The organism is Jeotgalibacillus proteolyticus, from assembly GCF_002926065.1.
GTDB lineage: Bacteria > Bacillota > Bacilli > Bacillales > Jeotgalibacillaceae > Jeotgalibacillus > Jeotgalibacillus proteolyticus.
The window spans coordinates 384,076-406,226 of the sequence record NZ_PREZ01000005.1 but is presented as its reverse complement, the minus strand read 5'-3'; the positions used below and the strand labels follow the sequence as shown (position 1 = coordinate 406,226).

Annotated in this window: 15 protein-coding genes and 1 other annotated feature; of the genes, 12 read left to right on the top strand and 3 right to left on the bottom strand. The window is 43.6% G+C overall.

Features of this window, described 5'->3' with window-relative positions:
• Nucleotides 1-17 precede the first annotated feature (17 nt).
• The 3 genes from C4B60_RS15055 to C4B60_RS15040 all read right to left on the bottom strand — a co-directional run bounded on the left by C4B60_RS15055 (nucleotide 18) and on the right by C4B60_RS15040 (nucleotide 5,309).
• On the bottom strand, nucleotides 18-827 hold the full coding sequence (locus tag C4B60_RS15055) for a Cof-type HAD-IIB family hydrolase (protein ID WP_104058841.1): 810 nt from the start codon (nucleotides 825-827) through the stop codon (nucleotides 18-20).
• A gap of 235 nt (nucleotides 828-1,062) precedes the next feature.
• Nucleotides 1,063-2,316 (bottom strand): MFS transporter, encoded by a 1,254-nt coding sequence (locus C4B60_RS15050; RefSeq protein ID WP_104058840.1) that lies wholly within the window; start codon nucleotides 2,314-2,316, stop codon nucleotides 1,063-1,065.
• Between the two features lie 515 nt (nucleotides 2,317-2,831).
• Nucleotides 2,832-3,085 (bottom strand) — a binding site (T-box leader).
• 52 nt (nucleotides 3,086-3,137) lie between these two features.
• On the bottom strand, nucleotides 3,138-5,309 hold the full coding sequence (locus C4B60_RS15040; protein ID WP_104058838.1) for a beta-propeller domain-containing protein: 2,172 nt from the start codon (nucleotides 5,307-5,309) through the stop codon (nucleotides 3,138-3,140).
• A 242-nt stretch (nucleotides 5,310-5,551) separates the two neighbouring features.
• Here C4B60_RS15040 and C4B60_RS15035 point away from each other — a divergent pair, with 242 nt between their 5' ends.
• The 12 genes from C4B60_RS15035 (at nucleotide 5,552) to C4B60_RS14980 (ending at nucleotide 22,133) form a co-directional block, all read left to right on the top strand.
• Entirely contained in the window at nucleotides 5,552-6,577 is a 1,026-nt protein-coding gene (locus C4B60_RS15035; protein WP_104058837.1) for a Gfo/Idh/MocA family protein, read from the top strand.
• 14 nt (nucleotides 6,578-6,591) lie between these two features.
• Complete coding sequence (locus tag C4B60_RS15030; protein ID WP_104058836.1) at nucleotides 6,592-7,344, top strand: sugar phosphate isomerase/epimerase family protein; 753 nt, start codon at nucleotides 6,592-6,594, stop codon at nucleotides 7,342-7,344.
• A gap of 2 nt (nucleotides 7,345-7,346) precedes the next feature.
• A complete protein-coding gene (locus C4B60_RS15025) occupies nucleotides 7,347-8,426 on the top strand; it encodes a Gfo/Idh/MocA family protein (protein WP_104058835.1) in 1,080 nt (359 codons plus the stop codon).
• 108 nt (nucleotides 8,427-8,534) lie between these two features.
• Nucleotides 8,535-9,530: a LacI family DNA-binding transcriptional regulator gene (locus C4B60_RS15020; RefSeq protein WP_104058834.1), complete on the top strand. Its 996-nt coding sequence runs from the start codon at nucleotides 8,535-8,537 to the stop codon at nucleotides 9,528-9,530.
• Between the two features lie 387 nt (nucleotides 9,531-9,917).
• Nucleotides 9,918-11,279, top strand: coding sequence for an ABC transporter substrate-binding protein (locus tag C4B60_RS15015; protein WP_104058833.1), 1,362 nt, complete (start codon nucleotides 9,918-9,920; stop codon nucleotides 11,277-11,279).
• Between the two features lie 28 nt (nucleotides 11,280-11,307).
• On the top strand, nucleotides 11,308-14,244 hold the full coding sequence (locus C4B60_RS15010) for an extracellular solute-binding protein (protein ID WP_104058832.1): 2,937 nt from the start codon (nucleotides 11,308-11,310) through the stop codon (nucleotides 14,242-14,244).
• Complete coding sequence (locus C4B60_RS15005; protein ID WP_104058831.1) at nucleotides 14,244-15,146, top strand: carbohydrate ABC transporter permease; 903 nt, start codon at nucleotides 14,244-14,246, stop codon at nucleotides 15,144-15,146. The genes C4B60_RS15010 and C4B60_RS15005 overlap by 1 nt, the downstream gene beginning before the upstream one ends.
• 4 nt (nucleotides 15,147-15,150) lie before the next feature.
• Nucleotides 15,151-16,035: a carbohydrate ABC transporter permease gene (locus C4B60_RS15000; protein WP_104058830.1), complete on the top strand. Its 885-nt coding sequence runs from the start codon at nucleotides 15,151-15,153 to the stop codon at nucleotides 16,033-16,035.
• Nucleotides 16,036-16,054: 19 nt separating this feature from the next.
• Nucleotides 16,055-18,046, top strand: a complete 1,992-nt coding sequence (locus tag C4B60_RS14995) for a YIP1 family protein (RefSeq protein ID WP_104058829.1) — start codon at nucleotides 16,055-16,057, stop codon at nucleotides 18,044-18,046.
• On the top strand, nucleotides 18,039-20,300 hold the full coding sequence (locus C4B60_RS14990) for a DUF5696 domain-containing protein (protein WP_104058828.1): 2,262 nt from the start codon (nucleotides 18,039-18,041) through the stop codon (nucleotides 20,298-20,300). The genes C4B60_RS14995 and C4B60_RS14990 overlap by 8 nt, the downstream gene beginning before the upstream one ends.
• A gap of 6 nt (nucleotides 20,301-20,306) precedes the next feature.
• Complete coding sequence (locus C4B60_RS14985) at nucleotides 20,307-21,167, top strand: carbohydrate ABC transporter permease (RefSeq protein WP_104058827.1); 861 nt, start codon at nucleotides 20,307-20,309, stop codon at nucleotides 21,165-21,167.
• Between the two features lie 6 nt (nucleotides 21,168-21,173).
• Complete coding sequence (locus tag C4B60_RS14980) at nucleotides 21,174-22,133, top strand: carbohydrate ABC transporter permease (RefSeq protein ID WP_425331169.1); 960 nt, start codon at nucleotides 21,174-21,176, stop codon at nucleotides 22,131-22,133.
• The last annotated feature ends 18 nt before the right edge of the window (nucleotides 22,134-22,151 follow it).

The window sequence follows — 22,151 nt, the reverse complement described above, 5'->3', positions numbered from 1 at the left end:
TCTCCTCCTAAAGGGGTTTATGCTTTCAATAGAAACTCCTCAACAATCTTTGCTACGCCATCGTTCATATTCGTATCAGCTACAAAATTGGCTGCTTCTTTAATATCCTCCGGTGCATTGCCCATTGCCACTCCAAGACCGGCAAATTCGATCATGGATAAATCATTGTAGCTGTCGCCAACAGCAATAATTTCCCTTTGTTTAACACCAAGCTTTTCAGCGAGCTGCTCAATGCTTGTTCCTTTTGTTACACCATACTCGGTAAATTCAAGGAAATAAGGTTTTGAGCGCATAATGCTGTACTGACCCTTCAATTCTTCCTGTAGCTTTTTCTCCACATGAACGAGTTTCTCTCCGTCTTCAAGCATTAACAGCTTTACCACTGGCTGGGTTACGTACTCTTTAAAATCGTCTACTAGTTTAACCGGAAGGCCGGTAATATCTGATTCAATCTCAGAGTACGGATTTTGCTTCTCCGTTACGATGAAATCCTCTACATACGTATGGATTCCTACATTTTCGCGCTTGCTGATTTCATATAATTCATGCGCTGTCTCAGGAGAAAGCGTGCTTGCAAAAATTTCTTCATTTGTTTTCGCATTAATAATCTTTGCCCCGTTAAAAGACAGGATATAGCTCCCGTAATCAGCAAGTTTTAATTCCTCTGCAACATCAAGCATCGCATAAGTGGGGCGGCCGGAAGCGAGGACGACTTTCACTCCTTCTTCCTGCACCTTCATAAGCGCTGTTTTCGTTCTGTCAGAAAGGCTGTGGTCATCCCGTAAAAGGGTGTCATCCATATCGAGTACGATCATTTTATAGTTCATTTTTCATTTCTCCCTCTTGTATAAGCATATCTGGTTATTTTACTATACTTCGGGACAAGTAAGCTAGCATCCGGTCTATACAGATTTAATTTCATAGTAGTTTCAAAGAATTTCTTTCTGGGATGTAAGGGTTAACAATGTCTGAAAATACACAAAAGCTTCTTCACTAAAAAAGTGCTGAGACAGTTAGATTGTCTCAGCGCTTTATATTTATATTCAGTCAGTCCATGCTGATTTAACTAATCGAACGTATCTCAGCTTCTTGGGAAGGCTTTGTTTCTGAAAAAGCTGAACGTCTTACATATAAAAAGAGAAGAACAGCTCCGGCCATCATTATCAGCGTTCCGATTCTGACAACAGCCTGTACAGATAAGAAAAGCGTAAGGCCTCCAAGCAGCAGAGTGAAGGCAATAATTAAAACGGCTTCAATCAGGCCGTAAATACTCCCAACCCTGCCCATGACCTCAACCGGAATATAGGTTTGGTAAAAAGTGAGGTAACCGGTATTGGCAAACGAAATGAAAAAAGCGAGCGTGAAGCACCCGAATGCTGCCATAGAAAAAGTAGTGGAAAACGAAAAAACAACATAACCAGCTGCTACAAAAACAGCTCCTCCGCTTAGCAGGGTGAAGATCGAAAAAAGCTTTGTCATGAATGTATTAAGCAGCGAGCCAATGAGAATTCCGGCACCTGCAATTGAAACGAGGACGCCGTATTTACTGTCTGATAATTGCAGAACCTCTTTTGCGAAAGAAACCTCAAGGGAATCCACCGCTGTCGCTATGACGACCATTACACCGCTGAAAAGCAGGTAGACAGCCATAACCGGAAAGTTGTCTTTGCTAAATGAAAACACGTGGCGCCAATCTTTTTGAATCTCCTTAAGGTTTAGAGGGGAAGAAAGAGTATCTTCTGCTAAATTCCGTTCAAGGTTTGGCATCAGGGCAGTAAAGCCTGCTGATAAGGTAAATGCAGCTGCAGTGACAAATAGGGCTGAAGAAGGGGAGGCGGTTAAAAACAGAAGCCCTGCAATTGCTGGTCCGATTAAGAAAGCGCCGGAGGTCATTAGGTTGTAAAGGGAATTGAACATTCTCCTTTTTTCGCTTGGAATCAGCTTTGTGACATAAACCATTGATGCCGGCTCAAAAATCGCGCTTGCCATGTTGATGACGAAAGCAATAGTGTAGATAAGCGGCAGGGATGATAGAAAAGGGATGACGAGTATGAAAAGGGCTCTGGCGATATCAAGGTAGATCATCAGGTTGCGTTTGCTGCTGCGGTCGATTAAGCTGCCTGCCCAAGGGTTTGTGATGAGTGCTGCGAGCGGACCCAGGATGTATAGGAAGACGATGCTTAAGGGGGAGGCTGTCAGCTGGAATAGCATCAGGTTTAATGAGAGCAGGTAGACCCAGGCGCCTATGTTGGAGACGCCGACTCCCAGGATTAGTATGGCTGGGTATTTCCAATGGGCGGAAAGTTTTTTTAGCATTGATGATCATCTCCTTTGAGAAATTAGTGTGTTAGGGGTGAATGCTTATTAAGGTAGCGTGTTGATTTCCGCTGCAGGGGCAGGCTTTCCGCGGGGCGGGGCTGAGCTAATTGGCTGCGCCAATGGATCTCAGCTTCCCCGCTGCATCCCGCAGGAGTCCGCCCCTTCCACTGCAATCAACTGCTTGGTAATTTATTTACTGCTCTAAAATTAATGTGTTAAGAGTAAATGCCTCTTAATGACCAGAAAACTACTATGCTTCTCCGGAAAGGAATTTAAGAAAGCTTGTTGATATCCACTGCAGGGGCATGCTTTCCGCGGGGCGGGGGCTGAGCTAATTGGCTGCGCCAATGGATCTCAGCTTCCCCGCTGCATCCCGCAGGAGTCCGCCCCTTCCACTGTAATCAACTGCTGGGTAATTTATCTACTGCTCTAAAAATAGAGCGTTATGAGTGACTGTTACATTCGTCCGTTCTTTTTAAGACAATAAAAAATCCCACCTCCAAGATTTTCATCTTGGAGGCGGGATTATCTCTCACGGTGCCACTCCAGGTTTGCTGATTTGTCGCCAAATCAGCCTTATCAGGTACGGCTTTTGACAGCTTATACCCTGGCTCTATAACGGGAGCTCCCGTCACACCATCCCCTTTGTAAGGTTCCTTTGTGCTGCTCAGAGATTTGGTTCACCATAGAATCTCCTGCTCCTTCCCACCAGCTGGAGCTCTCTTTGAGGGATTCATTTGGCTACTCTTCTCATCATTGCGTTTAAATTTTTACCAGTTTAGCATTTAATGGGTTTGGTGTATAGCTTTTTTGAACCGTTAATTTAATTCATGAGCTTCTATGCCATTTCGTCTTACCGTGTAGAGCGTGTTATCAATATAGAGCAATCGCTGGACCTGTGTTTCCCAGTCTTCATAAATTTCACCTTCTTGTTTCTCATTCCAAATTTCTTTTACTAATTGAATGCCGTTTTCAGCGGTTATTGTATAAAGCATGGCGCCCTGGTTTACAAAGTTTATTTCGCTTTTTATGTCTTTTTGCTCGTAGACGGAAACCGGGAAGCCGAACAAGCTGCGTTCTTTATGGCGGAAAAGGGATTTATGGTCATGCATAAGAGTGGAATAGGTACCGGCACCGCCGATGATTTCGATATCCTTTTCCTTTGGATTTGAAAAGTCGGTAATGTCAAAAAGGGATATTTTCATTCCCGTTTGACGCACCATTGGAGGATCGCCGGCTGTTTCGCTGTTAAAAAGCTCGGTATCCACTCCGAATCCAATTAAATGATTTTCATCCAGGGGATGAAGATAGGTGCTGAAGCCTGGGATTTTAAGCTCACCTAATACTTCCGGTGCTTCCGGATTTTTAGTATCTATGACGAACAGGGGATCTGTCTCTCTAAAGGTGACCATGTAGGCCTTATCTCCAAGAAAGCGTGCTGAGTAAATTCGCTCTCCCTTTGCGAGACCCTCAACGGAGCCGATCTGTTCCATGTTTTCATTTAAGATAAAAAGGTGGTTAAGTGAATCTCTATTTTCTCCAAAGGTGTTTCCTTCTGTTGTTGCCACCCTGAAGTTGCCATTATGCTCATCCATTGAAAACTGGTTAAGGATTCCGCCTTTAACCGTGCCCTTAGCCATGAATTTTACATTCAGGCCATCAATGGCAAATTTATAAATACTGGTTTCTGAATTTCCCCCTCCTGCAGGCATAATGTCAATCGGCATAATGGTGAATGGGCCGCTTGAATTGGCTAAATAAAGATTGTTTTCGGACATATATACCTGACCGCTGCTGCCAAGATAGGTCTCAGTTGCAGCAGGGGATTCGAGATCATTCACATTCACTGCTGTAATAATGGAGTACTGGCTTTGTTCATTTTCAGGGATTATTTTAATGTCTTTCACATCGACAGGTGTAAATTCATCTTCATTTTGGCTGTCCCAGGTGCGGGGGCGAAGCTCCATGTCAGGCTGCTTTTCCATAAGCCAGATTTGAGGCTGCAGGGTTGTGATGAAATATAAATGTTCATCAATCATTCTTGCGTTTGAAAAATAACCTTCTGCACCGACCTCCCGAATAAGCTCGGGCTTATCGGGTGAGGTGATGTCATAAATTTTTGCGATTGTGGCACCTTGATCGATCACAAAATCTGATCCTCTGGTCGTTTGCTCCGGATAAGCGTTCCATTCCTCTCCCAGCACAATAAGCTTTTGATCCTTTAAAAACAGCTGGGTTGGATAAAAATTTCCTTCAAATGAAATCGTACCTGCAGCTGCAGGAGAATCCGGATATTGCTTTGCTTCAACGATTGAAATATTTTCATCACTGTTTATATGGTAAATGTAGTTTCCGTCTGTTTGAACGATATCCGATTCACTGACGCCTTCGACCTGGTTGTTCGTCTCAGAAAAATCACCGCCGCCCGATTCTTCCGCAGCTGCACCGGATGTGTCGGAAGCACTGAATGCGCTGTCATCAAGTGTCTCCGCATTATCAGTTGTTGAAAAGTCGCGCTGTTGATTCTTTTCTTTCTCGAGGAGAGCCGCAAAATATTTCTTTAAATATTCTTCTGATTCAACTGTAGGCAGATCATCGACGACCTGGAAGGAAATCGCCCGGGTTCCGCGTATGCCGAGTCCAAGCTTTGATTTTATTGCGTCTGAGAGGTGGAGGGTATATTCCTGAAGGTTGGCGTAGCCTTTTTCGGGTGAAGCAATAGACAATAAAGTACCTTCTTTGTTCAAAGTCATCTGGACGGGAATCCGCTCATTTTCTTTTGAGAGGACATAGACCGAATCCTCTGTGATCGTTTCTTTGTTAAGCGCTCTTGTAAAATGGAGGGTCCATTCCTTGTCGGAGAATACATAAGCAGCCTCATCGCTTTTTGCAAGTCCGGCCACAGCTGGCTGCATATAATACAACAATGTCCACAGCGATCCAATAAGCAATGCCGCCCCGCTAATGGCAAACCACCTTTTTTTATTCATTAAATACGCCCCCTAAAAATCGTTCTTTATAAAGTAGACGGAGGTTACAGACAGAGGTTACAAGTAAAAAAAGTTTTTTTAAAAATATAAAAAGAAAGGGTTTTCATTTTTTCGATTGAATGCTACTATATAAATCGAAACGTATCGATTTATACATAAAAAGATCTCGTGAATCTATATAATTTATAACGAAAATATCAAATCATAACGTTTCGATTTAAAGATTGAATGGGGATGAAGGAATGAAAAAAGTAAGAGTTGGAATTATCGGGTGTGGAAGCATTACAAAGCACCGGCATTTTCCGGAGTATACGGCAAATCCACATGTTGAAATAGCAGCATTTTGTGATCTAAATGAAGCGCGTGCAAAAAGCTTTGCGGATCAATCAGAGGCGAATGTATATACCTCTTATAAAGAATTATTGAGTGATCCATCTATTGATGCAGTAAGCGTAAATCTTCCAAACGCATTGCATGCACCGGTTACAATTGATGCCCTAAAAGCAGGGAAGCATGTGTTGTGTGAAAAACCAATGGCCACCTCAATAGAAGAAGCAGATGAGATGATCGAAACGGCAAAGGCCAATGGAAAAAACCTGATGATTGGGCACAACCAGCGATTTGTTGCTTCTCATGAAAAAGCCCGGACGTACATTCAAGAAGGGAAGCTGGGCAATGTTTACAGCTTTAGAACAGCATTTGGCCATGGGGGGCCGGAGGGCTGGAGCGTTGACGGCCGTAACAGCTGGTTCTTTGAAAAGGAGAAGGCTTTTATTGGAGCGCTCGGTGATTTAGGTGTCCATAAAAGTGACCTGATCCGTTATGTTTTCGATCAGGACGTAATAGAGGTCGGCGGATTTGTTGATACGATCGCGAAAGAAGACACCAATGTTGATGATAATGCGGTTTGCATTGTGAAGCTGAAGGACGGCACGATGGGGACCTTGACTGCCAGCTGGTCTCACAAAAAATTCGAGGATAACGCCACTATTATTTATGGTGAAAAAGGTGTTCTTCGCTTGGAGGATGATGAGGAATTTTCCTTTATTTTTTACCCTATTGACGGCCCGCCGGAAAAAGAGGATCTTGGTAAAATTCAGACGAATGATGAAGGCGGCCAATCGAGCACAGGCGTCATTGATGAATTTATTAGCTCTCTTGTGGAAGAAAGAACCCCTCTTATTCCGGGAGAAGAAGGTAAAAAAGCACTTCAAATCGTACTAGCTGCAATGGAATCAAGTAAAACGAAAAAAATCGTCAGCATATAAGTGGAGGGATAGAGATGAAGAAAATTGGACTTCAATTGTACTCAGTTCGTGACGCAATGGAAAAGGATGTTGCAGGAACATTAAAGACACTCAGTGAATACGGCTACGAGGGTGTTCAACTCGCTGGAACCTATGAAAAGGATGCTGAGCAGTGGAAATCAATGCTTGGTGAATACGGTCTTCAGGCAGCAGGCATGCATATAAGTGTGGACTTGCTGAGTGATGAAGCTTTACTGGACGAATGGATTGAATTTAGTAAAGTAATTGGCAATAAAAAGCTGATCATTCCTTATGTAGATGAGCAGTGGAGAACAAAAGAAAAATTTGAAGAGCTGGCAGAGCTGCTAAATAAAGCGAGTAGGAAGGTCGAAGCAGCAGGATTGGCTTTAGGCTACCATCATCATGATTTTGAATTTGCTGAGCTTGAAAATGGTGAGACGGGCTGGGGAATTCTTGAGCGTCTCACAAGCAATTATCCCGTATTTTTTGAAGTCGATGTGTACTGGACTGAATTTTCAGGAGTCGACACGGTTGAACTTCTTAAACGATTAGAGGATCGGGTATTTTCTATTCATATTAAAGATATGATAAGTGATGGAGGAGAAAGAAGAAGCGGACCAATTGGAACAGGAACGCTAGATTTAAAAGGAATTATTAAACAGGTTTCATTGGACTGGCTGGTTGTTGAACAGGAGCATTTTGAAGGGGAGCCATTAGAAGAGGTTGGACCGGCGCCAGCAGTACTAAGAGAGTGGACAGGAGGCTAACAATGAAAAAAATGCGTGCAGGAATTATTGGAGCGGGGAACATAAGTGATATTTATTTGGCCGCGCCTTCAAAATTCAGCAATATAGAGATGGCAGGAATAGCGGATCTTCTTTCTCATAAAGCAAAAGAGAAGGCTGAGCTGTATAGTATTCCTTTCTATGAAACACCGGATGACCTATTAGAGGACCCGACCATCGATATCATTGTCAATTTAACAATTCCAAGTGCCCATGCAAAAATAAATCTTGCAGCACTCGACCACGGGAAGCATGTCTATTCAGAAAAACCGCTTGCGACCCGATATGAGGACGGGAAAAAGATTATCGAAAAAGCAACAGCGTTAAATCTTCGTGTAGGAGTAGCTCCTGATACAATTTTAGGAGCAGGGATTCAAACAGCTGTTCAATTAGTGAATGAGGGCAAAATAGGTAAAATTGTAGGGGCAAAAGCATTTATGATGGGCAGCGGCCCGGAGAGCTGGCATCCAAATCCTGCATTCTTTTATGAAACAGGTGCAGGTCCTCTATTCGATATGGGACCTTATTATTTATCTTCGCTGCTGGTGCTGCTTGGACCTGTCGACTCTGTTACCGGAATCGCTCAGACGACCTACCTTGAACGGACGATTAAAAGTCAGGAGCGGGCAGGGGAAACATTTCCTGTTACAACACCTACTCATGTGGAAGGGCTTATGCAATTTAAAAGCAATGTGACCGCATCGATTACAGCGACGTTTGATATTCATCAATCGAAGCTGCCATTTATCGAGGTTTATGGTTCTAAAGGAACGATTCATGTTCCCGATCCAAATCTGTTTGGCGGTCCTGTTTCCTATCTGGCAGAGGGCGAAGCGGGCTGGCAGGAGGCTCCTCTCGTATCCGGATACATTGGAAATGAGCGGGGACTTGGTCTTTCTGATATGATCGAATCGATTCAATCAGACCATCAGCATTATTGTCATGGTGAACTCGGCTTACACGTGCTTGAGCTAATGGAAAAGCTGCTTGAGTCATCTGTTGAGCGTACGTTTAAAACGCTTGAATCGAATTTTTCAATGCGCACATTGCCTGAAAAAGTTTAATTGTGATTTAATTAAAACAGCAATAAGCGTTAAGGCTTCACGGGCCTTGCGCTTATTTTCTTCTTAATCAGCGATTATGACTGAGGACAAAACGAAAGAGGCAGGCTTATGACAACGATTAAAGACGTAGCAAAACGTGCAGGAGTAGCTGTATCAACGGCATCCTTAGCCATAAATCAAAGTGACCGTGTATCAAAAGAAACAGCTGAAAAGGTTCTGCGGGCAGCTGCAGAGCTTCAGTACCAAAAAAACGGCTGGGCGAGAGATTTAAAAATGAAAAAAACAATGATGATTGGACTCGTCCTGCATGACCTCTCTGGTTCTTTTTATGCGCCAATCATTAAAGGAATTGAACAAACACTCCATTCATATGGATATGGTCTGATCGCCTGCAGCACGATCGGTGAAAACCTGGGGACTGCTGAACGTTTTTTGCGGGAAAGGCGAGTGGACGGGGTCGTGGTGTTTTCCTCGGATATTAAAGATGAAGTGCTAAGTGAAATCAGCCGGGAAAAATTTCCTGTTGTTGTATTGGACCGGGAGTTTTCTCATCCCAACCTATATTCTGTCGTCGTGAATAACGACCAGGGAGGTTATCAGGCGGCTGAACATTTAATAAAGCTTGGGCATAAAGCCATCGGGTATATTTCAGGTCCATCAAATAACCGTGACAGCGAGCTGAGAACCATCGGGTTTACTAAATGCCTGACTGAACATGGTTATCCTTCTATTCCTTTTGCCTGGCATATAAAGGGGGACTACTCTCAAAATGGAGGGTATCAGGCTGCAAAACTGCTTCTGCAGCAGAAAACTCTTCCAACCGGCGTCTTTGTGTCTAATGACCAGATGGCAATCGGGGCGCTTGAGGCGTTTTCAGAGGCTGGCATTCAGGTTCCGGAAACCATCCAAATTATCGGATTTGATGATATTGAACTCTCAAGATACATCCGTCCTTCTCTTACGACCATTAAGCAGCCCAAGTTTGAAATAGGCGCTACAGCTGCTCATTTGATCATTCAGCATATACAGGGAGACGAGCCGAATAAGCATACTGTTTTGCCGACAGAAGTGATCCAGAGAGAATCAACCGGACCGCTGTATTAGTATATAAATTTTTCTTCAAGCCCCGCGTCAGGCAGATGCGGGGCTTGTGCCTGTTTACTAGATAAAATGTCAGAAAAGAAAAAAACTATTGAATAACTTAATTTCATTTCGTATACTTAGTTTATTGAAACGTTTCAATAAGGATTCCTTAAGAGGTTTCCCTTTTTTTGGAGTCTTATTGAAACGTTTCAACTAAAAAGTCTCATTTTTTATCTTGGAAAAAGGGGGGAGAGCCTGCTCTGGATACAAAAATGACGAGAACAATGTAAGCGCCTCCAATTATATGGAAAGCTTCTTGTGTTCTGAGCATGGAGCGGAGAAATGGTCATTTTTTTGGTTCATATTTGAAAGCGCTTTAATATAGCGGAAAAAGGGGAGGAAAAAAGGATGAAAAAGTTTTGGTCAATTTTAGGGGTAGGGACGCTTTCGTTATCGCTAATTGCCTGCTCGGATGATAGCGGAGATTCAGCAGAGGGCGATTCAGAGGATGCTGTCACAATCAAAGTGGCAAGCTGGACATTCGGTACAGAGGAAGAAATGAACCTGGAGCGTTTAATGCTTGAGGAATTCGAAAAGGAGCATCCGGATATTAAAGTTGAGTTGGATGAGACGATTGCAAATGATGACTGGAATGGAACGTTGTCTGCTGCAGCTTCAAGTGGCGCAATGCCTGATGTATTCATGCTTCCATCTGTTCCAACTGCTTTATCAAATGACTGGCTGATGGATTTAACGGATCTTACTGCAGAAGATGAGGATTTCGCCAATATCCCGGAAGTAGTAAAGGAAACATTAACGCATAATGACCAGGTAGTAGCATTGCCTGTTGCTCAGCATTTCCTTGGTTACTTTGTAAATAAGAATCTGTTCAATGATGCGAATTTGGATGTACCTCAATATGGAACGGATATTCAATCCTTTACTTCGGCAATTAAAGATGTATCGGATATGTCAAATGGAGTGGCGGGGACAAATCACCCATTTGCTATTCCTGACTGGTACCCATCAGCTGCTAATGAGGAGCTTGGCTGGTACACCTTTAACAATGGCTCTTATGAACTGGATGGACAGGAATTTAGAGACGCCATTGCCTTATCAAGCGATATTATTTCAAATAAATATGGTTTTGAAACCCTGACGGATGAAGAAAAAGCAAACTTCCAGGGAGAAGATCCTGAGCAGGTTTGGCAGCAAAGCGGCGTTGCCCTTAAGTGGGATGGCACATGGGGTACAGCGGATATGCTTGAAAACCTTGATTTCGAGTGGGACTTTATCGGTATCCCCGGAGGAAGAACCGTTATCGTAAATGATTACATGGGAATCTCAAAGTCTTCTGAAAATGCAGAAGCAGCCTACGAGTTTATTAAATTTATGTCATTTGGAGAAGAAGGTTTCTCTAAACGTGTTGAAGTGGCAGAAAGAGAAGGGAAAGTATTGAACTCTCTTCCAGTTACAACAAACGAAGCAATGCTTGACGAATATTTCGACATGCTTGAGGTTCCTGGTGTGCGTTTGGCATATGAAAATCTTGAAAATGGAATTACAGAGCCGGTTAAAATTGTTCCTGGATTTGCTCAATCAAGATGGGAAGCGCCAACAGGTGTTGCTGTCGAGGATAATGCCAATGCAAATGTCACTGAACTGATCGATGCCTTTACAAGAGGAAAATTAAAGCTTGAAGATTACTCTCAACAATTGGATGCACTTGCAGAGCAGGCATATGAGGATGCAGCCAGTAAATTAGAGTAAATGGTAGATATGGGGGAGGGGTACAGCCATGAAAAGAAATTGGTTTACTGGGTTAATCGTTCTTTTGCTATTGATCAGTCATTCAGCTGTCGCTAGTGGAGAGGAAAGGCAAGAGGAAGGGTTAGCTGATCAGTTAATTGAAGATTCCTATCATGATGTTCTCCTCCAATGGAAGAATGAAAAACAGCCGGAACAGGAGGGTGACCCAATCACCCTTTTTCCTTCAGGCTGGGATCTCCGCGGGGCACAGCTGTTAGAGGAAGCAGCCAGCAATGGCTACGGAGATCAAGTGGTTCATTTGGAGCGCGATCAGCAGGTTGAAGCAGAGGTTGAGGTGGAAGCCAGTGGTTTTTACCAGATTCATTTTGATTACTACATAGAAAGCAATCCTATTTTACCAGTAGAGATTGCCGTGCAAATTAATGGTGAATATCCGTTTTATGAAAGCCGCAGAATTTCATTTATGTCCAAATGGATGAATGATCCTTCCTACAAGGGTCCTGATGAAAACGGGAATGAACGCATTCCGACCAAACTGCCTATTTCTGAATGGTCATCCCTTTTAGCAGAGGATGCAAGTCATCTTCATGATGACCCGCTGCTTTATTGGCTGGATGAAGGAAGCAGCACAATTACACTTAGCGGACTGAGAGGGGAAGTGCTGCTCGGGGAGGTTTCCCTTGAAGCACCGGAAGAAAAGCTCTCCTATGAGGAATACAGCAGTAATTATAAAGATACGCCGGCTGGAGAAGGCCTGGTTACGATCGAAGCAGAGAAATTTACGAGTTTAAATAGTTCTCATATTCGTCCGGAAGCGCTGAATGATCCTGATGTTGTTCCGTACGAAAACGGTAAGAGATTATTAAATGTTATTAATGCCCATTCCTGGTCAGAAAGCGGTCAGGAAATGACATGGGAAGTAGAGGCTCCTAAGGATGGTTTGTATGCGATCACGATGAAAGTGAAGCAAAACAAAGGAACTGGCGGGCCGGTATTTAGAACACTTGAAGTGAATGGTGAAGTACCTTTCAAGGAAGTACAATCCTATCTCATTCCTCATTCGACTAAATGGCAGAATGTAACCTTTGGCGACAAAGAGGAAAAGCCTTATCTATTTTTCTTAAAAGAAGGGTCCAATGAACTTTCTTTAAAAGCAAGTGCAGCTCCGTACCAATCTGTGGTCAATGACATTTCTTCCGTGATGGCAGAGATTGATGAGCTTGCTTTATCCATTCGAAAATTAACTGGAAATCAGCGGGATCGTTCACGTTCCTGGGAGATTACAGAATATATACCTGAAATCGAAACGCAATTAATTGGCTGGGCTGACCGGCTAAATGCACTTGGCAAGGAGGTTCAGGCTCTTACAGATCAACAGTCGGAATCGAAAGAATTTGTGTCGATCGCCTTGTCTGAAGAAAAGCTGAGGGGACTTGCTGCAAAGCCAAACGAAATTCCTGTTCGGATGACGGAGCTTTCAGAGGGCTCCAACTCGGTTTCACAGCTATTAGCTAACTTGATGATTGATATGACCGGCACGCCATTATCCATGGACCGCTTCTATTTTCATGGGGAAAAAGAGACAATCCCGGATCCTTCTTTAAACTGGTGGGCATCCGTACGTGAAGGGGTAAAAAGCTTTTTTGCTTCATTTAGCCAGGAAACGCTCGCAACCTCCCAGACAGATGAAGAAACCTTAAATGTCTGGGTGAATCGCCCGAGGCAATACGTTGAATTAATGCAAACGATGGTGGATGAAAGCTTCACAGCAGAAACCGGCATAAAGGTAAAGCTTTCTTTAATGCCTGATGAGCAGAAGCTTATCCTTGCCAGCTCAGCCGGGACTCAGCCGGATCTTGCGTTAGGGGTCAGTAACTGGCTGCCTTATGAGATGGCGATACGGGGAGCAGTTGAGGATTTGCGTCAATTTGATGATTTTACAGAATACTCGAAGCAGTTTTCGCCGGGCGCCTTTTTACCCATGATGGTGGATGAAGGTGTATACGGACTTCCGGAAACACAGGACTTTTTTGTTCAATTTTACAGAAAAGATATCCTGAACGAGCTGAATACACCGGTTCCGGATACATGGAATGATGTGATTGAAATTCTTCCTGAGCTGCAGCGCTACGGGATGAATTACTACACTCCTATAGCAGGAGCGATTGGATTTAAACCATTCCAGACGACAGCCCCTTATATTTATCAGTTCCAGGGAGATATGTATGCAGAGGACGGTATGTCAACGGCGATTGATGAAGAAGCAGCACTGAATGCGGTGACATTTATGACGGATCTGAACACGATCTACAGTATGCCGCTGCAGGTGCCGAATTTTTATAATCACTTCAGGTATTCAACCCTGCCGATTGGTATTTCTTCTTTTACTACCTATGTTCAACTCACCTCAGCTGCACCTGAAATTGCAGGATGGTGGGATATTGCACTCCACCCCGGCATTGAAAATGAAGAGGGCGAGGTTGAGCGCTGGACAACGGGTTCAGGGCAGTCCGATATGATTTTAAAAGGAACAGATAAGCCCGATGAATCATGGGAGCTATTGAAATGGTGGATGTCGGCTGATACTCAGACGGAATTTGCCAATACGCTGCAGGTGCTTTTTGGACCGGAGTATATGTGGAACACAGCCAACCTGGATGCCTTTGTTGCGCTGCCATGGCCTGAGGAGCATAAAGAAATAATCCTTGAGCAGTGGGAGTATTTAAAGGAAGTACCGAAAATTCCGGGAGCTTATTTAGTTGAAAGAGAGTTAAGTAATATCTGGAACAGAATTGTCTTTGACGGAGAAAACCCCCGATCAGCGATTGATGATTCCATCATTGCGATCGATCGTGAAATCACACGCAAAATGGAGGAGTTTGGCTACGTCGAAAACGGTGTGAATGTGAAGCCGTACCGTGTTCCTACGATTGAAATGGTAGAAAGCTGGGGCGAGGAAGAATGATGAAAAAAAGAAACAGAGATCATAACGGAAGTCCCTGGGTTTTCCTAAGCCCTTATATTATTCTCTTTACTTTATTTATCGTCATCCCATTTTTAGCAGCGATAGTTCTTTCATTAACTTATTTTAATGCGATTGAGTTTCCCAGTTTCATAGGGTTCGCTAATTACATCGGGCTTCTTACCCAGGATGAAGTATTTATGCAGTATGTTCTTCCAAACACCTTAACCTTTGCCCTGATTGTTGGCCCTGGGGGATACATTCTGTCCTTTATTCTGGCCTGGACACTTGCCCAGATTTCGAAAGGGCCAAGGACGGTGCTTGCGCTCATTATTTATTCACCATCCATGACAGCAGGAATCGCGATGTCAGTAGTTTGGACGATTATTTTCAGCGGTGATGAGACGGGTTATTTAAACAGTCTGTTAATCACATTCGGGCTGATTTTTGAACCGATACAATTCCTGCAGTCTCCTGAGTATTTAATGAATATTATGATTGTCGTCACACTTTGGGGAAGCATGGGTGTCGGGTTTCTGGCGATGCTGTCAGGGGTTTTAAATATTGATAGTGAAATTTATGAAGCCGGCTATATAGACGGCATTCGCAACCGATTTCAGGAAATTATTTATATCACGATTCCTTCCATGCGCCCGCAGATGCTGTTTGGTGCCGTAATGGCAGTTGTCGGCACCTTTCAGGCAGGAGCAATTGGGGTGGCGCTTTCAGGGTCCAACCCGACTCCGCAATATGCAGGTCAGCTTATGGTCAACCATTTAGAGGATTATGGCTTTATCCGCTATGAGATGGGCTATGCAGCTGCTGTGTCGGTTATTTTGCTGATTGTAGTGTATTTATTTTCTAAAGTGGCGTGGAAACTATTCGGCGATAAAGAGGAGGCATAAGCAGATGGCGAAATCATCCTTTCATGGCACCAAGATTAACCCCTCCAAATTCCATTGGAGTCAGATGAAGTTTTATTTGTTCCTGATTCCGCTCGCAGTCTTTATGGCGCACCCTATTGTGTATATTTTCTTTCATGCATTCAAGCCGATTGATGAGCTGTTTGCTTTTCCCCCAAGATTTTTTGTCGAAAAGCCGACGATGCAGAATTTCTCAGACCTGTTTTCCGCTTCATCTGAAACCGGTGTACCGATGGCGCGCTACCTTTTCAACAGCATTATTACGACCGTTATTGTGATGCTCTTTACGGTGCTCATCTCTACAATGGCCGGATACGCGCTTTCAAAAAAGAAATTTAGAAGTAAGAAATATATCTTTGAAATTAACACAATTGCGTTAATGTTTGTACCCGCAGCGGTAGGGATCCCTCGTTACCTCCTGATTGAAAATATTGGGTTGATCGATTCGTTCTTCGTTCATATTTTCCCTTTGCTGGCGATGCCGATCGGACTGTTTCTTGTTAAGCAATTCATTGACCAAATACCGGATGAACTCCTTGAAGCCGCGAGGCTGGATGGAGCAAATGATTACTATATATTTATGAAAATCATCATCCCGCTCGTTAAGCCTGCGATCGCTACAATCGCTATCTTATCGTTCCAGCTCGTTTGGAACAATATTGAAACTTCAACGTTATATGTGAACGACGAAGGGCTAAAAACCTTTGCTTTTTATATGTCTACTCTCGCTTCACAGGTTGAGGGCAATACAGTGGCTGGACAGGGAATGGCTGCCGCAGCATCACTTATCATGTTTTTGCCAAACTTAATTATTTTTATATTCCTGCAGCGGCAGGTAATGAACACGATGGCACACTCAGGGATTAAATAGAAGAAAAGGGAGGGAGGTTATGAGAAAGCTCATATTGGTCTTAATGGTGCTTAGACTGATGCTCCAAACACAGGCCTATGCATCGATTCCGTATCCTACGGTCACATACGAAGATGATGGCACAGAGGTGCTGACACAAACAACATTTCTTCCTTTAGGACAGTTTCAGAAGGATAATCGGTTAATTAGCCCGGAAGATCTTTTTATTGATCATCAAAATCAGGTTTATGTGGTGGATTCAGGTACAAAATCAGTTCTTAAATATGATCAGGCCGGAGAGGAAATCGCAGAATTTGGCGCCGGTGTACTCGTGCAGCCAACAGGTCTATTTGTTTCCGAGCAAGGCGATCTTTTTGTGGCTGATTATGGTGCATCCAAGATCGTTCAAATTAATCAGGATAACGAAATTGTAAATGAATATGAAAAGCCTGACTCTCCGCTATTTGGGGCACGCTCAAGCTTCAAGCCGACAAGTGTGGTCCTCGACCGACGGGGGAATTTATATGTCATCAGTGAAGGATCAACAAACGGCATTATCCAGCTTAGTAAGGAAGGGGAGTTCTTAGGCTATTACGGTGTCAACCGAACCCAGAATGCTTTCACTTCAGTCATTCAGGAAATGCTTTCACTCGATTCCAGGCTGTTTTCACGTAATCCTCCTGCTCCCCAGAACATAGCGATTGATGAGCAGGGACTTATTTATTCCATCACGCAGGGAGCAGAAATTGAGCTGATTAAAAAGCTGAATGTTGCGGGAGATAACATGCTGCCATTAGATGTTGCAAGCGGGATTTCCTACGTTGATATTACAGTAGACCAGCATGGAAATATGTTTGCCATTGACACCGATGGGATCATTCATGAGTATGACAGCTTTGGAAATCTGCTGTTTCTATTTTCAGGTCCTGATGAAGGGTTCAATCAATGGGGACTGTCTCAGCAGGCCAGCAGTATTGCAATAGATACGAATGGCTTTTTGTATGTAGCCGATCGCGAGCGGGGAATTATCCAGCGTTTTGGACCAACTGCTTTTATTAACGAAGTGCACGCCGGAATTGCGTTATTTAAAGAGGGCTTATACGTGGAGAGCAGGGAGTACTGGGAAAATGTATTGGACCTTAATACCTCCTTCGGACTTGCTCATACCGCGATGGGCCGCGCTTATTTTAAAGAACAGCGCTACGATGAAGCGCTTGAACAATATAAATTGGCGAATGACAGATCCGGTTATTCAGAAGCCTTTTGGGAAAGGCGTCATGCATGGCTGCAAAATTATTTAGGAATCTTTATTTTAGTGCTGATTGGCTTAATGATCAGCTGGTCTTCCTTAAAGTACGCCGATCGAAAAACAGGAATCGTTTTTTCGCTTCGGGAAAGGCTGCCATCTCCGCGCTTATTGAAGGACCTTGCTTTTGTCGGGTATTTTATTAAGCATCCCATTGATGGGTTTTATTACATCCGGAAGGGAGAGAGGAGCTCTGTACTGTCTGCGGGTATTTTATATGTTCTTCTTGTTCTGATCTATCTTTACTCCAGACTTCAGACAGGATTTATTTTTACAGTAGCCGGAGATGCCGATTTTGTTCTGGTCAGAGAACTGCTGATTGTTATCGGGCCGGTCGCCTTGTTTATCGTCTCAAACTATCTCGTAAGTACGATCAATGACGGACAGGGACGGTTTAAAGATATTTTTATTGGAACGATCTATGCCTTAGCGCCTTTTCTGCTCTTTATGGTGCCGGTTACGCTGCTTTCAAAGGTTCTTACACTTAATGAAGCTTTCATTTATCAGTATTCCATCGTTGTCATTTTTGGCTGGTGTCTGCTGATCCTGTATTTCATGGTGAAGGAAATTCATAATTACATGATTTCAGAAACAGTGCGCAATATTTTACTGACAATATTCGGCATGATCATGCTCGTGTTAGTCGGGTTCATTTTATACATTTTGTTAAATCAGGTAATAGACTTCTTATTCTCAGTTGTGAGCGAGGTGATGGTTCGTGTCTAAAAAATGGAGCATGCTTTTGATCATCCCGCTTATTCTGACAGGTTCCTCTGCAGGAGCAGCTGAAGAAGAGAAGGATGAAATCATTGAAGAAATTATTTCTGAGGTTCCTCAATCAATCTTTTATGAATCAAATCAGTTTACGCAGGCCATAGAGGATGAGGAGATGACTGAACAAGCACCTCAGGAAGAAATTGGAGAGCCCTATGAGCTGATGGCCGAAAATGACCGCCTTGCCTTATATGTTGATCCGAAAACGGTGGCCATTAAAACGCTTAACAAGAATACAGGCTATGTGTGGAGTTCGGGCTTGGACAATATTGAGGAATACCGTCTGAATAACACATGGCAGCAATTTGTGCAGTCTGCTGTAACGATTGATTACGTTGATCAGCGTGGAAATGGCAAAACCGAAAGTATTTTAACAAACGGCTCTCAGCCAATGGTCACACCTACAAACAATGGCTTTAAGGCATTTATTGTTTTTATTGGGTCAAATATCGAAGTGACACTTGAGGTTGATCTGACGGAGGAAGGGCTCAATTTCCGTATTCCAAAAGAAAATGTTGATGAAGGAAAACGGAATTTACTTACCTCATTAAGACTGTATCCTTTCCTTGGTGCATCTTTTCAGACAGGGCAGGAGGGCTATATGATGATTCCCGACGGCTCCGGCGCCTTAATCCGTTACGGGGAGAAGAGTCAATTTGCTGATGCGCCATTAAGTGCTACGGTGTATGGCCGGGATTTAAGTGTTGCCAACTCATCAAACCAGATGAATCAATATCTTTCATTACCGCTTTATGGAGTTGTCCATGGATCCCATCAAAACGGGCTGTTAAGCATTATTAACAGCGGGGAGCATTATGCTGAAATTACTGCCTATACTCCTGGCGTTTCAACCGATTTTTATTGGGTCTCACCGGAATTTCATTATCGCTACAATTATTTTCAGCCAACGAGCAGGGATAAAAGCGGGGTAAACGTCTACCAGCAGGACCGCAATGCATTTGATATCGATCTGCAGGTACATGTTCTGGAAAACGAAAAAGCGAATTATACCGGAATGGCTAAAACCTATCAGGAAAAGCTGCTGGAGGAAGGGCAGCTGGTTGATCGGGAGGACCAGTATAAGGTCCGCCTTGAGTACCTTGGCTCTGAAACAAAGCCTGGTTTGCTGTGGAATTCCGTCCTGCCTGTCACGACGGTTGACCAGGTTAGAGAGCATGTGGATGAGCTGAAAGCGGACGGCCTGGACGATTTACTTCTCGTTTATAGAGGCTGGACAAAAGGAGGATTCACTAATACACTTCCTGCCAGATTTCCAGTCGAAAAGAAAATTGGAGGCGAGGATGAATTAGTCGAGCTCCATGACGATCTGGAAGCAGAGGGCATTCCGTTTTACTTATACAACGACTTCACTACCGCCTATAAAGGAGCCGGGGGCTATGAAGGCAGTAAAGACGTCGCAAGACAAGCAAATTCCCAGCTCGTTATGTGGGGGAAGACGAAGAATTATAATGAAATGTATTTCTTAAAGCCTGAGATTTCAAAAGCCCATGCAGAGGCTGCGGCAGATGAATTTTCAACACGCGGACTTAACCATATGGCAGTGGATTTCACAAGCTACATGCTGTATTCAGACTTTGAAGATGGAAAGGAACGCACAAGAGAGGATGCTGAGGAAACCTATAGGGAGCTCTTTGAAGGGCTTGGCGAAAAGACAGCTGCGCTGGCTGCATATATGCCTAATCCGTATGCCTGGTCAGGAACGCATCATTATTTAAGCATTCCGATGTATTCCTCCAACTATATGATGGTCACAGATACCATCCCATTTTTACAAATTGTTTTGAAAGGGTTAATGCCTTACTACTCCAATTACGTAAATGTTCAGGTGAATGAGCAGCAGGATCTGCTCCGAATGGCTGAATACGGCGTTTACCCGTCCTATTTTATTACCGGTGAATCACCTGCCATTCTTGCCGATACGCCTTCGTATGACATTTTTACTTCGCAGTTCAGTGTATGGAAGGAAGACATCCTTTCGAAAAATAGCCGATTGGTCGAGGTGCTGAAGCAGGTGGAAAATGAAACGATTGAACAGCACGAAATGGTGTCGCCAGGCGTTGCTGCTGTTACGTATTCTAACGGGAAAACGATCATTGTTAACTACACAACAGAGACGTTCGAAGACGAAAATGTCCAGGTTGACTCAATGGATTTCACCATTGTCGATCAATGGAAAGGAGCATAAGGCAGTATGCGTAAAATTCAACTGAAGAAGCCATCTTTTGCCTATTTCTTTATCGCTCCCTGGATTATTGGTTTTCTTGCCTTCACGGCACTGCCGCTGGTCTATTCCTTGTATTTAAGCTTTCATCAGGTCAGCTTAACAACAGAAGGCATCCGGACAAGCTTTGTATCGTGGGATAATTTCCGGTATGCCTTCACGGTTGATGGCGTTTTTGTAGGCTACCTGACTGTTTTCTTCAGAGAGCTTCTGATCTCTGTGCCGATCATCATTGTCTTTTCCCTGCTCATTGCGTTGCTGCTTAATCAGAACATCCGGTTTCGCGGGCTGTTTCGGACCATCTTCTTTTTACCGGTCATTATTGCAAGTGGTCCTGTTTTAAAAGAGCTTCAGGACATGGGGGTTACAACGATCCCTTCTATAGAAGAGGTTTTTATTTATAGCATGGCAAGCAATAACGCCGATTCATTCATTCCGGGAATTTTGTTATATGTGCTCGATAATATCATTATGATTCTCTGGTATTCAGGGGTGCAAATTCTAATCTTTCTGGCTGCGCTCCAAAAGATTGACCGCCAGATTTATGAAGCAGCGATGATTGACGGGGCTTCTGCCTGGGAGATTTTCTGGAAGGTGACACTGCCAAGTATTTTCCCGATGATTGTCGTCAACACCATCTATACAATTGTCGCGTATTCAATCTTTTCACTGAACCCGATTATCGAACATATAAAAGCGCAGATGTTTGAGCTTGAGACAGGGTTTGGCTACGCATCCGCCCTCAGCTGGGTTTACTTTATCGTCATTGGATTAATACTGGTGCTCGTTTTTGTCATGATGAACAGTCAAAGTAAAAAACGTTATGCCTAAAGGGGGGTGGAACAATTGAATCAGTCGATAGTGCGAAAAGGAAAATCAGCAGGCGCCAAATTGAAAAGGTGGATGATTGGAGTCAAAGGCAACGATGGCTTTTTGATCAGAACACTTATTTACGGGCTCTTAATCGGCATTGGATTTGTCTATATTTATCCGGTTATCTTTATGACTTCCTTTAGCTTTAAAAGCTTAGAGGATTTACTTAATCCGCTTATAAATTGGATTCCAAGCGCGTTATATATGGAGAATTTTAAACAGGCCTTTCAGGTGCTGAACTTTTTCCCTACTCTTCTTGAAACGCTGTATGTGACCATTCTGCCTGCTATTGCTCAAACAGCAGTAGCGGCATTTATAGGCTATGGCTTTGCCAGATTTACTTTTCGCTTAAAGAATTTCCTCTTCATATTGGTCATGATCACATTCATCATTCCTCCCCAGGTCACGCTGATTCCCCGGTACCTGGTATACAGTGAATTGAATTTGCTTGGCAATATTCAGGCTTTTCTATTGCCTGCCACATTTGGCCAGGGGATTAATAGTGCGATCTTTATTTTAATCTTTTATCAGTTTTTCCGCTCGATTCCAAAAACGCTGGAGGAAGCGGCGCTGCTTGACGGGGCTGGGCATCTTCGGATCTTCTTTACCATTGCGATCCCTATGGCGGTGCCGGCGATTATCATTTCGTTTCTTTTTTCCTTTGTGTGGTACTGGAACGAAACGTATCTTGCCGCTATTTTCTTTGGAGATCAGCTGACAACACTGCCGCTTGAGCTTCAGAAATTTGCAGCGAGCTATCAGCGGATGTTTCCAGCGGGGATGGATGAGTCAGCAAGCAGGCTGAATGAAGGCATCCGTCTTGCCGGAACGGTACTTAGTATTCTGCCATTATTGGTCGTTTATTTTATTGCTCAAAAGTGGTTTGTTGAGGGCGTCGACCGCTCAGGTATTACAGGAGAATAAAAAAAGGATGTGGAACAA